The following is a 12,785-nucleotide window of genomic DNA, read 5'->3' as shown; positions in this document are numbered from 1 at the left end:
TCCTACCGCCTAACTGGCAATATCCTCGTTCACATGAATGGTGAGTAAATCTTCAATGAGATAATCTTGTCCTGGACCTTCCAGAGGATAATCTTTACGAAGTGGATGTCCAATAAAGTTATCAGGCATAATGAGCCTTTCCAACTGCGGATGGTTGGAAAACGGAATCCCCATTAGGTCATACACTTCTCTCTCAGGCCAATTGGCTGCAGGAAAAATACTGACAAGGCTTGGAACCTCTTCCCCTTCCCCCACTGGTACTCGGAGTTGCAAACGGAAATGTTTGTTTTTGGGAGAACGAAGCAAATAAACCACTTCGAACCTTGGTTCCCTTTTTCCAAGCCAGTCGACGGAGGTAAGATCATTCAAATAAGTGAATGCAAATTCCGGATGATCCTTTAACGCCTGTACGACGGTTTGAAGGGATTCCTTTTTAATCGTAAAATAAAGTAAATTGGTGTTTATGTCCCTTTGCGGGAGTAAAACTTCAGGAAACCGCGAGTTTAAGTATTCGGTAATTGTTTCTTTCATGCCACTACGAGAGGTTTGTTGCGTTCGTTGATTTCTTGGATTTTTCGCATGACTTCTTGGCGTCTCGCTTCTAATCCTTGGTTTTGTACTTTCTTTTGGAGTTTGACTAGGGCATCAAGGAGAGCTTCTGGACGCGGAGGGCAACCAGGAACATAAACATCCACAGGAAGGATTCGATCAACACCTTGTAACACACCGTAGGTGTGAAACATGCCACCAGAAGAAGCACAAGCACCTACAGAAATTACAAATTTCGGTTCTGCCAATTGGTCGTATATCTGACGTAAGACGGGAGCCATTTTATAAGTGATGGTTCCAAGAACCAAAATCATATCGGCTTGGCGTGGTGAAAAAGACGGACGTTCCGCTCCGAAACGAGCAATGTCATAATCGGCACAAGATGTACTCATGTATTCGATTCCACAACAAGCAGTGGCAAAAGGATAAGGCCATAGAGAAAAACTTTGTCCCCATTGGACTACATTGTCCAAAGTAGCAACTTGGAACATATCGCCAAACATCTCACCCGGTTTGGATAGTGTTTCTGTTAATCCCATTCCAGAGCTCCCTTTTTCCATATATAGTATAGACCCACAACGAGTATGAGTAAAAAGAAAAACATCTCCACTAGGAAGAAAGTTCCAAGACCTGCTTCTTTAAAACTAATTAAGTTTACTGCCCAAGGATAAAGGAAGACAGCTTCAATATCGAAGAGAATAAAAAGAACGGCCACAAGATAGAACTTAATATTAAAAAGTCCTCTTGCATCACCATAATATGTAACCCCACATTCAAATGTATCTTGAGGTTTCGATTTTTTCTTCGGATTGATGAGGAAGGCAAGGGTCAGGATCAGAGCGGAGAAACCGACTCCGAGCAAAAGTTGTAGAAGGATTGGCGCAAAACTATCTGGTGCAGAACCCATGTATGAAAATGCTCTCACGACTAGGTTCGCTTGTCAAGATGAGAATGAATTTCCCCTTTGTTTTCGTGTTAATTTCGACCGGTTGTAATTTTTGTGGCCGATTTGAGATAAATTCTCAATACCGGTCTCCCCAGAGACGTTTCAATTGTTCCCTTAAATTCTTTTCCATTCCCTGGTTGGTCGGTTCAAAGAACTGTGGAATCTCCGGATAAAAATTGGTTGGGAAATAACGTTCTTTCAGGAAGTGATCAGGGAAATCATGAGGGTATTTGTAATCTTTCCCTGCCCCTTCCTTCTTATGGGTGGCTGTGGGAGCATTTCGCAAGTGATTTGGAATTTGGAACTCTCGTTTCCTTTCCCGAACTAGTTGTAAGGCTTTATCAATTGCCAAATAACTAGCATTAGACTTAGGGGCAGAGGCAAGAAAAGTGGTACATTGCCCGAGGGGAATGCGGCCTTCCGGCATCCCAACACGCTCCACGGCCTGCCAAGTGGCAATCGCAAGCGGAAGGGCATGAACACTGGCGTTTCCCACATCCTCACTGGCAAAAATCACAAGCCTCCTTGCGATAAATAGTGGATCCTCTCCCCCTTCGATCATAAGAGCCAAATAAAAAAGAGCCGCATCGGGATCACTCCCACGAAGGGATTTGATAAAAGCAGAAATGATATCATAATGACTTTCACTGTTTTTATCATAAAAAATTACATTTTCGCCTAAAATTTCAGCTAACTTAGATTCGTCGATACTTCCCGTGTCTTCAGTAAAACTTAAAATTCGTTCCAGATACCCAAGGAGTTTTCTGGCATCTCCTGAACTTCTACGAAAGAGTTCTTTTTTTAAGTCCTGAGGAAAATTTCCTTTGTGATTTAGTTTCGTAAGGCAAGTTTCAAAAATTGAATTTTCTTCTTCTTCCGATAAAGTAGTGAGTCTATACACAAGCATCCGAGAAAGGAGAGCTTTGTTAACCCGAAAACTTGGATTTTCTGTTGTGGCAGCAATTAATATAATTTCACCTTCCTCCACAGCGGAAAGAAGGGCATCTTGTTGGGAGGAAGAAAAACGATGGATCTCATCTAAAAATAAGACTATGGTACCTTGTCGTTTGGCTTCATCCAAAACCTCTCGCACTTCTTTCACACCACTCGTTACACAACTCAAATAACGTTTTTGCATACTCCAACCTTGGCTTAAAAGATGTGCCAGAGTTGTTTTTCCAGTACCTGGAGGTCCATATAACAAAATAGAGGTGGGTTTTGAAATTGCCCTAAGTGATTGCACCACTTGGGTTTGTCCTACAAATTCAGACCAGTTTTTCGGTCGAACGGCATGGGCCAAAGGAACTTGTTTGTTTTGCGAAAAAAGAGAGTCCAATTTAAGTATTTTCCAATTCTTTTTTTACTGCCATATAACAATTGTATATGGTCTCATTACAAACATCACATCCTGAATTACAACAAATCAGAGACCTTTCTGATACTTTCCCTTCTACCAAATTTTTAACAAAGGCCGCAGTCCGGTCTGGCAAAAAGAAAAACCTTATCTTTTCTAAAATGACTTCATCCACTGTTTTTGGGAACAAACGTTCGTCTGACATCTATCCTCCCGTGATCCATCCAAGATACATGGCATAAAAGTAAACAGTGACCCTAACAAATCGAAAAAGAGAACCGAGTAAAAATAGCGAATAACGCATCTTAAAAGTTCCCACCGTATATGCCATCCAAGAATAGGGAATGGGAGTTAAAGCACTTAAAACAACAGCACCAAAACCATATTTACGAAGATAAGGAAGGAGTTTGTCTTCATAGTGCAAAACCATTTGCCGACCTAAATGAAACTTAGGGATTAGATACAATCCAACAAAGTATGCTAAGGATCCACCAATGATACTCCCAAAAGACATAGAGAGAATGGTTTTTAAAGGATCCATTTCTCCCGTGATGGCAAGCATTAGAAATGCATCGGGAGGAACAAAAGCAGGCAAACTATCGGATAGAATCATTCCCACAAAAAGGCCTAAATAACCAAAGATACGGACAAAGTGTTCGCTAAATCCGAGTAGTTCCTTTCGAAAGAAAAATGCAAGTCCAAATACAATCGTCAGCACAATCACAATCGATAGAATGGTTTGGAAGATAAGGCTACGAAGGTTTATAGAAGTTTCTTTGTCTTTTGTCATAAAATGTGATCTCTGGTATATTCACCATGTTTTGTTAAGAGTGAACCACCTAACCTCCATTTTCTTTTCGGATTAAATTGCGATTGGTTTTGACCCAATCTTCAATTTTAGTAACTGATTCTTTGATGAGTGCATCTAAACCGTTTTTCTCTTCGGAATTAAAATTTTGTAAAACAAAATCAGCAACTTCCATGCCACCTTTTTCTGGTTTGCCAACTCCAAACCGTAACCGGTGGAATTCTTGCGAACCTAGTTTTGCGACGATATCTTTTAGTCCGTTGTGGCCAGCCGTTCCGCCGCCAATTTTATTTTTTATCTTACCAAAAGGTAGGTCCACTTCATCCTGAACGACTAAAATTTGGGAGGGAGGAATTTTATACAAATTGGCAAGAGTTTGGGTGGCTTTTCCAGAAAGATTCATAAACTCCAATGGTTTCAAAAGATGGACTTTGTCTCCGTCCAGAGTATGAGTTGATTCCATATATTTTTTGGAATCTTTGAAAGAAACACTGAAACTACTCGCAAGAGCATCCAAGATCATAAAACCAATGTTATGGCGAGTGTTTTTATATTTATCCCCTGGATTCCCAAGGCCCACAATGAGAAAATGAATCATACGTTTCCGAGTAAAATATGTAACAATCGTTCTGTGGCTTTCACAGCTGCCACTTGTTGGTCAGAGTCAATGCCAATAGTGCGAATGGGATGAGTTTCACCTTCCACTTTCCAAGTAATGACAGTTTCAACTAAAGCATTGGTATTTCCTCCGGGAGGAATCCGAACTTCATAGTCATAGAGTTTTGGAATTTGGATTTTTAATTCTTTTAAAATTTTACCAAGGGCATTCATAAAAGCATCGTAACCACCGTCCCCTTCTCCCTTTGCCGCATAATCCTTCCCTTGGAAATTCACCTTTACATCGGCCTTTGGTTTGACTCCGATTCCACTCGTTACGGTGCAAGTCTCAATACGAAAACTTGCTTCCAAATTTTCGCCAGTGATATCAGAGATGATATAGGGAAGGTCTTCCTTGGTGACGGTTTTGTTCTGGTCACCAAGTTCAATCACTCGTTCCAAAACTTTTTTTTCAATTTCGGGGGAAAGAACCATACCCAACTGTTTTAAATTTTCTGTAATGCTTGCTTTACCAGCTAACTTTCCTAATGCGTAAACTCTAGATCGTCCAAACCTTTCTGGCAAAATGGGGTTGGCATATAAATTTCCTTTTTTGTCACCATCTGCATGAACACCGGCAGTTTGTGTGAATACATCCTCACCAACAATCGGTCGGTTATCCGAAATGCGTTTCCCAGAAAAAACCGCCACAAGCCTTGAGGCATTGGTGATTTCTTTTTCCACTATGGAAGTTTTAAATTTTGTTTTGTCATGGATTGCGGTGACAACAGCTTCTAAAGGAGAATTTCCGGCACGTTCCCCAAGTCCATTCACAGCCACATGAAGCCCACGAACACCAGCACTCACCGCTTCCAAACAGTTAGCAACTGCTAAATCATAATCATTATGTCCGTGGAATTCAAACCATAGTTTTGGGAATTCTTTTACAAGATCGGTAATGGCTGTTCGAACTTCGAAGGGAGACAGAACACCCAGAGTATCAGCCAAATAAAATTTTTGAATCGGAAACTTTGATACAACGCTTAAGTATTCCAACACATAATCCCTGGAATGGGTGTATCCATTTGACCAGTCTTCTAAATAAACGTTTACGGCGATTCCAGAAGCAGATGCAAATTCGACAGTTTTCTGGATGTCTAAAAAATGTTCTCTTGGGGTCTTTCGAAGTTGGTTTGTTAGGTGATTGAGTGATCCCTTTGTGAGAAGATTAAGAACCCGAACCCCTGTTCCCTTCATCCATTCGACAGTTTTATCGTAATCAACAAATCCTAAAATTTCAATTCGATCGTGTAGGCCTTCGGACTTGGCCCATTCCACAATTTTTTTGACTGCTTCGAATTCACCTGGAGAAACACGAGCGCTTGCGATTTCCACTCGGTCTGTTTTCAGATCCATTAACAGGTGTTTTGTGATATTTAGCTTTTGTTGCCAAGAAAATGAAACACCGTTGGTTTGTTCCCCATCTCGCAATGTTACGTCGAGGATTTCTATACTAGAGTTTGGTTCGGTCATGATTTCAATCGGTTGATGTATTCTTTGGAGGGGGCAAGAATTTCCACAATCGTTGCACCCGGGTTTGACCGAAACATCGGATCGGTCTCCACTAGTTTCAGAAAACCGCAAGACTCTACGTAGTCAATCGCCATTCGCCGAAGAATTCCCTCTCCAATCCCATGTAAAATTTCCACATAGGTCTCCCCGTCCATAAAGGCATCATGGAGTTCTCGTTCTAACTTGATACGAGCTTCTTCAAATCGGAGTTTGCGGATGTAGATGGTACGCACCTTACGTCCAGAAAAATGGACTTAGGTCAAATTGCAACAGAAACGAACTGCATCTAGCAATTCTCTAGTATTCCATGGTTTGGAAAAAATGGCGTAGGTTTTTGCTTCTTCTTTTACACGGTTGATGGCATCACGATCCGCATGGCCTGAAATCAGAATGGATTTGATATGTGGGTATTTTTGGTGGACTTGGATGAGAAATTCGTCTCCTCGCATTCCTGGCATCAGCCAATCGGAAAGGATGAGAATGACTTCCACTCCAGAACTGCAAAGGTCATCGATCACTTCCATGGCCTCTTCGGGATTTTGTGCCGTTTCATAAGTATAACCGCCACCGATTTCCCGTTTTAGTTCTTGTACGAGGGAAAGGAGAAGGATCGGCTCATCATCCACGCATAGGATTGCGTTTTTTTCAGTTTGTAGCTGCGTAATATTCAATCTCTTTCCCCTTCGATTACCTTTGGTAAGTACACCCTAAACTCAGTCCCTTGATCATCTGACGAAAATTCAATTGTACCTTTCATTTTTTCTACGATTTGTTTACAAATGTCAAGCCCAAGCCCAATCCCTTCGCCATGTTTTTTTGTAGTAAAAAAAGGTAAAAAAATCTTATCACGAATCTCTGGGGCGATTCCTTTTCCTGTATCTTGAATGGAAGTGATGACCATATCCTCATTTGAAAAAACAGAGATGGTTAGTTTTCCACGGTATTCCATTGCTTGTAAAGCATTGTTAATGATATTGATCCAAACTTGATTGAGTTTGTCCCTTTCCGCCAAACAATAGTCAGTTGTTTTATATAATTTTGTAACTTCTACATCATTTTTAATCTTTGTTTGGTATAAAGTGAGTATAGAATCTAATTCAGTTGGAATATGAACATTCTGAAAATTTGTTTCTGTTTCTAATCGATCTGTATAAAGATAATGTTTGAGTGCATTCACTACATGAGATGCTTTTTCAGTGGCGGTTTGAATTACGTAAGCCAATCGATACAAACTCCCCAAAGTTAAAACATTTTGTAAAATGATTCCTGACTTTGATCTTTTTAGAACTTTCAAAATTGATTCGTCCAGTTGGAGAATACCTAATGAAGTAAGATCTTCCATCACTTCTTCTGGATTTTCTATTTGATGAGAATTTAATATTCCGATTCTTTCTTTTTTTTCCGTACGATTGAGTAGTCCCGCATGACGAGATCCAAACGATACAGCGAGATTCAGAAAAAAATGAAAATCCTCTTTTTCTGTGATATCCAAAGATTCCAAAAAGTCAGGTAAACTTGTTATATCATTTTTTAAAATTTCGGACATTGAGTGGACACTGGAGGTGATCGCACCAAGAGGAGTGTTGAGTTCATGAGTGATCCCTGCCGCAAATTGCCCGAGTGCTGCCAATTTTTCACTCTGCAAAAGTTGTGTTTGTGTTTTATGCAAATCGATTAAGATTTTTTCTTTTGTTTCGATCATTTCAACCAAACTGCGATTACTTTCGATCAGAGCTTCTGTTCTTAGGACAATTTTTTCTTCTAAATTGGAATTGGTTTCCATAACCAATCTTTGGCTTTCTTCCACTCGTTCAAAACTTTGTCTGAGCTCCGAAGACATAAACCGAAAAGCCTCAGAAAGATCTTTAAGCTCGGCAATCATACTTTCGCCTACTGGATAATTCCAATCCCCTTTTGCTAAGGATTTGGAAGCTTTCGCAAAGGAAAGAACAGGTCTTGTTACAAATTCAGAAATGACCGCCGCCAAAATTAAACTGAGTAAAATTGCCCAAGCAAACACCATCGCTGATTCACTATTCCCTGTAAACACTCCGCTTAAATAAAATGAATAAGGAAATAAAGTGATGAGATATGTTTTTTCTTTGAGTTGCGGATGCGAATAAATCGTAACCATAGCATTCCAGTTTTCACGAGAAAGTGGCTTTTTGGTCACAACGGCAAAACTAAAACGTTTTTCGGATGCACTGATTTCGTTTTCTAATTTTTTGAGTTCAACTCTTACAACTTCTAATACCCTGGATTTATTGGCTTCAGAAGAAAGTGAAGCCAAAGGATTCAAATGGGCATCTAGTAAAAAAACCTTACTTTGCGGATTCACTTTCGATCCATCGAGTACTTCTACAAGTTTACTTTGTTCGTAATGTTTTTCAGATTTGTTGGGGATCTCAGAGAAATAACGATCCAAACTTAAATTGATATTTTTTGACCACTGCCGATGAAGGACCTCAACCATTTGGAATGCTGTTTGTTCTGCATTTTTTAAGGTAACGTAAGAAGTTATTCCAACTAGAACAAGCACCAAACAAACAAAAGGTGTCACAATAAATAATTGTAATGAAATTCCCGTTTTTATATCAGATTCTTTGTCGGATTTTTTTTGTCCATTAAGCCCAGAAATCCAAATCCAAGGTGGATCGGACAATGTGACTTCTTTGACTTGCCCCGGAACTTCGGCCCAAAAAAAACCGAAACTTCTAACAAGTGGAAAACAAACGAACATCACGAATGGAGCCAAAATCCAAGTGATCCCAGTGGTAAACAAAAGAGCAGAACTAACAGTGTGATAGGAAATTTCAGAACCAAATTGTTCCGAACATAAGTATCCCCATAAAAATGGTTCGAGAAATAAAAAAAGAAGAACAAATAAAAAATAATAAACCCAGACTCTCACCTTACGGAAATCAGGTGACTTCCCAATCATCTGATAAGACAACCAAAAGAGTGTTGGATTGATAAAGTATCCAGGCAACCAGTCCCATAAAAATTCTGGTGGGACCCCCTCAATTAAGTCAGAGAGTCCATAGGCAAATGGAACGGCAAGAAGTGCCGGATAACCAAAAAAATTCAAACAAAGGAAAACAGAAAGATCCTTGAGACTTTCTAGTGTCTGGGCTCCAGGGATTAAAACGATGGAACTTCCCAAATAACCAGTCAGGAAGATGGATACGAAGGTAATAACAAACCAATAAAAACTTGTCAGATTCCAATTCCAAACTTCTCGAGAGATTCGAAAGGTTTTTCCATTCCGGAAAGTAAAACCTGCAAAAGCAAATATCGAAAGAATAGAACCGAATAAAAAAGAAAACCGCCCCCAAACCTCAAGAATTGGCAAAGGGATATTTGCGATTACATGTTCGATCCAAACAATGATCTCGAGCATAGCCCGTGAATCGTATCGAATTATGATTCTAAGTAAAGCAAAAACTTTTTTACTTTCGAAGCGAGAGAGGAGGGAAATTCAGTATCCAGACTCGAAAGAGTGACCCACTTACTTTCTACTCCGAATTTCTTTGTCAATTTTTCGATTTCTCCCCTCACTGGCAATGGATAGGTCAAAACGGAAAAATCCAACTTATGATGGGTGATCGTATGTTTGAATGTACCGATTGTCTTTGGGTCTTTTGCGATTTCTTTCAGAGCAAGAAAAAAAGGACTTGGGGCATAGGCTTCTTCCGGGACATCACCGACCATTCCATAAGGAAGATGAAACATTTCTTTTAAAAACCGCATTTTGGGTTCACGAACGAGTAAAATTTGTTTTTGGTTCGAAAGAACAAAAATCTCTGAAACAAGTTGGATTTGTTTTTTCTCTTTTTTTCTAAGTGGGATTTCTGCGGTTTTTTGGTGGATTCTTGCAAAACAAAATTCACTGAGTGGGCATAACAAACATTTGGGTGATTCCGGCAAACATAGGGTGGCACCTAATTCCATCAATGCTTGGTTGTGATCACCCGGATGTTCTGAATTTAAAAAGAGATCCGCTTTCTCTTGTAAGTCACGATCTGCTTTAGGCCCTAAAATATTTTCAGTATACCCGTAATAACGGGACAAAACTCGTTTTACATTTCCATCTAACACTGCTAAGGGTAAATCGTAGGCAATCGAAAGTATAGCCCTTGCTGTATAATTTCCTATTCCCGGGAGTTTCAAAACAGAGTTTAGATCTTTTGGAAAAGACCCATTGTAATTTTGAACAAGAAAAATTGCTGCCTTTCTCAAATTCCGGGCCCGACTATAGTAACCAAGTCCTTTCCAAAAAGCCAAAACTTCCTCTTCTTCCGCAGAAGCCAATGATTCTGGATTTGGAAATCGTTTGATAAAAGAATCATACAAAGGCAACATCGCATTAACACGAGTTTGCTGAAGCATCACTTCAGAAATCCAAATAGGGTATGCTTGTTTTTTCTTTCGAAAGGGTAAGTCCCTTTTATGGACTTGGTACCAATCGTATAATTTTTTCTGAGGATTCAAATTTCTGAATCTTGAATGCTATAACGAAGGAAGGTATTACAACTTCCCTCTTCTGTATATCTTACAAGATCATAATCCAAACGAGTGGAACGGAAGAATTTAGAATGAGCTAATCTTTCTCGTATTTCTTGACGGATATGGTCACGAGCTTCTTGGCGTTTGTCATAATAGGCTGGTGACAGAATTTCACTTTTGTAAGACAAACTTCCTTCGCGGTAGATCGCCACAGTGACCTGCACCCGGTATTTTCGCTGTAAACCTTGTTTTACTTCCGTATTCATCGTATCAAAAAGCCCGGTATTCTTCCTAAATAGATTTTCGGTCCTGGAAGGTTGGAAATTGAAACCCACAGATTTTTTTCATACTGCTTGCCCAAAATTTCGAATTTAATTTCCTAGATAATGAGAACATAAGATTCAAATGAGCACCAAATATAACGAATCGCCATTTTTATATAAAAGACGTCCTACCCGGGAAGTGATGGTGGGTGGTGTAGGAATTGGTGGGAAAAACCCAATCCGCATACAATCCATGATTACATCTAACACAAGAGATACGGAAGCAAGTATCAAACAAATTTCCGATTTAGAAAAAGCTGGATCCGAAATCGTTCGCCTAACAGTGCCTAGTCAAGCTGACGCAGACAATTTACCAAATATACGCAAAAGAATGAAAGAACTAGGGCTAAAAGTTCCTTTGGTTGCAGACATTCATTTTACACCCCAAGTGGCATTAAAATGTGTTGAGTGGGTGGAAAAAGTTAGAATCAATCCTGGCAATTTTGCTGACAAAAAAAAATTTGAAATCATTGAATATACGGATAAAGACTACAACGAAGAGTTAGAAAGAATTGAAGAGGTGTTTACTCCTCTTGTCCTTCGCGCCAAAGAGCTGGGTGTGGCTATGCGAATTGGGACTAACCATGGGAGTCTTTCTGATCGCATTATGAACCGGTTTGGTGACACTCCACTCGGAATGGTGGAATCTGCATTGGAATTTATACGAATAGCGGAAAGAAACTCTTATCGAGACATTGTTGTATCCATGAAAGCCTCCAATCCACAGGTGATGATCCAAGCCTATCGTATGTTAGTTTCCAGGTTTTATGATTTGGGAATGGACTACCCCCTACATTTGGGTGTGACAGAAGCGGGCGACGGTAAAGATGGAAGGATTAAATCTTCCATTGGAATTGGAAGTTTGCTCGCAGATGGACTTGGTGACACCATCCGTGTATCACTTACAGAAGATGCCATACATGAAATCCCTGTGGCAAAAGAATTGGTACGAAAATACAACGATTTTTTAGATCAAAGTAAAAATACACCTTCCAAATCAGATCCAAATTCAGATTCACAACTCAAAGAAAAGGAAATACTTTATTCCGAATTTCGTGATCCATTTCAATATTCAAGATTCTATTCAAAAGAATTGGCTTTTGGGGAAACCAAAATTGGAGACAACTCTCCTGTTCGTATTGAAACATGTTTTCCTTTTTTTGGATCGGAATCAGCAGAAGAAGTTCTCCATCTCATCCAAAGAGGTTCTAAGTCCGGTCGAATCCCTGAACTCATTCATTTTACAATCAATTCAGAAATGGACCTAATCTCCCTTGGAACTAATGTTAAACGAGGATCATTCCCGCTACCAGTTTCGGTGGAACTTTCGAAAGAACTAACTTATCAATATGATAGTTTAGCAGAGGACATTTACCGTTTCCAAAAGTGGGTCATTAGTCCAAGTTTATTCTTTCAAGAATCGGAAGAGTCATGGGAAGATCTTTTGGATTTTGTCACTCGTTATGCAAAAGACAAACGAAGTGTAGAATGGAGTATCGAATCAGAAAACATTCATTTAATAGAGAAAATTGTAAAAGAATCGAAAAAACGAAAGATAAAAAATCTTCTTTTTTCTGTAAAAAATGGAGACCTCTTAACTGTCAGAAAACTGGCTTACCAATTAAGAGAATCCGACTACCCGATTGTCCTCATCCATCACTCAGAAGATAAGGATGAACTTTTATATGAATCCTCCATTCATGTCGGAGGAAGTTTGTTGGATGGGATCGGCGATGTGATTCGTTTGTCTTATGGCGATGGAGAACCAGAAGAATCACTTCATTTGAGTTTTGATATCTTACAAGCCACAAGGCTACGGCTCACCAAAACAGAATACATCTCTTGCCCATCCTGCGGACGAACGATGTTTGATTTACAGTCCACAACAGCAATGATCAAACAAAAAACAGGACATCTGAAAGGTGTAAAAATAGCCGTGATGGGTTGCATTGTCAATGGTCCAGGAGAAATGGCCGATGCCGACTTTGGCTATGTGGGCGCTGGGATTGGTAAGGTTCACCTCTACAAAGGGAAAGAGATTGTAAAAAAAGGAGTCTCCGAAACGGAAGCCGCAGACCTACTCATTGATCTCATTCGTGAAAATGGAATGTGGAATGATCCAGAATAAAA

Annotated in this window: 14 protein-coding genes; 1 reads left to right on the top strand and 13 read right to left on the bottom strand. The window is 39.7% G+C overall.

Translation table 11 applies throughout. The features are described from left to right. Window positions 1-9 precede the first annotated feature (9 nt). The 13 genes from EHR01_RS01940 to EHR01_RS01880 form a co-directional block, all read right to left on the bottom strand. Entirely contained in the window at window positions 10-531 is a 522-nt protein-coding gene (locus tag EHR01_RS01940) for an NADH-quinone oxidoreductase subunit C (RefSeq protein ID WP_135692936.1), read from the bottom strand. Further along, the gene (locus tag EHR01_RS01935; protein WP_135692935.1) at window positions 528-1,088 is read right to left on the bottom strand and encodes an NADH-quinone oxidoreductase subunit B; all 561 of its coding nucleotides are present in this window, start codon (window positions 1,086-1,088) and stop codon (window positions 528-530) included. Before EHR01_RS01935 ends, EHR01_RS01940 begins: the two co-directional genes overlap by 4 nt. Beyond that, window positions 1,079-1,456 (bottom strand): NADH-quinone oxidoreductase subunit A, encoded by a 378-nt coding sequence (locus EHR01_RS01930; protein ID WP_002981657.1) that lies wholly within the window; start codon window positions 1,454-1,456, stop codon window positions 1,079-1,081. The genes EHR01_RS01935 and EHR01_RS01930 overlap by 10 nt, the downstream gene beginning before the upstream one ends. Before the next feature lie 115 nt (window positions 1,457-1,571). Continuing rightward, a complete protein-coding gene (locus EHR01_RS01925) occupies window positions 1,572-2,831 on the bottom strand; it encodes a replication-associated recombination protein A (protein ID WP_135692934.1) in 1,260 nt (419 codons plus the stop codon). Between the two features lies 1 nt (window position 2,832). Further along, complete coding sequence (locus EHR01_RS01920) at window positions 2,833-3,054, bottom strand: hypothetical protein (protein ID WP_135692933.1); 222 nt, start codon at window positions 3,052-3,054, stop codon at window positions 2,833-2,835. Beyond that, a complete protein-coding gene (locus EHR01_RS01915; protein ID WP_135692932.1) occupies window positions 3,055-3,639 on the bottom strand; it encodes a YqaA family protein in 585 nt (194 codons plus the stop codon). A gap of 49 nt (window positions 3,640-3,688) precedes the next feature. Then, window positions 3,689-4,255 (bottom strand): aminoacyl-tRNA hydrolase, encoded by a 567-nt coding sequence (gene pth, locus EHR01_RS01910; RefSeq protein ID WP_135570280.1) that lies wholly within the window; start codon window positions 4,253-4,255, stop codon window positions 3,689-3,691. After that, entirely contained in the window at window positions 4,252-5,787 is a 1,536-nt protein-coding gene (gene cimA / locus EHR01_RS01905; RefSeq protein WP_135692931.1) for a (R)-citramalate synthase CimA, read from the bottom strand. The genes pth and cimA overlap by 4 nt, the downstream gene beginning before the upstream one ends. Beyond that, on the bottom strand, window positions 5,784-6,059 hold the full coding sequence (locus tag EHR01_RS01900) for a Smr/MutS family protein (RefSeq protein WP_004788326.1): 276 nt from the start codon (window positions 6,057-6,059) through the stop codon (window positions 5,784-5,786). Before EHR01_RS01900 ends, cimA begins: the two co-directional genes overlap by 4 nt. A gap of 21 nt (window positions 6,060-6,080) precedes the next feature. Further along, window positions 6,081-6,497: a response regulator gene (locus EHR01_RS01895; RefSeq protein ID WP_100717340.1), complete on the bottom strand. Its 417-nt coding sequence runs from the start codon at window positions 6,495-6,497 to the stop codon at window positions 6,081-6,083. Then, entirely contained in the window at window positions 6,494-9,226 is a 2,733-nt protein-coding gene (locus tag EHR01_RS01890) for a sensor histidine kinase (RefSeq protein ID WP_135692930.1), read from the bottom strand. Before EHR01_RS01890 ends, EHR01_RS01895 begins: the two co-directional genes overlap by 4 nt. A gap of 20 nt (window positions 9,227-9,246) precedes the next feature. Then, entirely contained in the window at window positions 9,247-10,317 is a 1,071-nt protein-coding gene (gene mutY / locus EHR01_RS01885) for an A/G-specific adenine glycosylase (RefSeq protein WP_135692929.1), read from the bottom strand. Beyond that, window positions 10,314-10,598 (bottom strand): hypothetical protein, encoded by a 285-nt coding sequence (locus tag EHR01_RS01880; protein WP_004788885.1) that lies wholly within the window; start codon window positions 10,596-10,598, stop codon window positions 10,314-10,316. Before EHR01_RS01880 ends, mutY begins: the two co-directional genes overlap by 4 nt. A gap of 139 nt (window positions 10,599-10,737) precedes the next feature. Between EHR01_RS01880 and ispG the strand changes: the two genes are divergently transcribed. Then, complete coding sequence (ispG, locus tag EHR01_RS01875; protein ID WP_135692928.1) at window positions 10,738-12,783, top strand: (E)-4-hydroxy-3-methylbut-2-enyl-diphosphate synthase; 2,046 nt, start codon at window positions 10,738-10,740, stop codon at window positions 12,781-12,783. Window positions 12,784-12,785: the final 2 nt, after the last annotated feature.

Source organism: Leptospira mtsangambouensis (assembly GCF_004770475.1).
Taxonomy (GTDB): Bacteria; Spirochaetota; Leptospiria; order Leptospirales; family Leptospiraceae; genus Leptospira_A; species Leptospira_A mtsangambouensis.
Note: the sequence above shows the minus strand (reverse complement) of the source record. Positions and strands in the feature narration are given on the sequence as shown.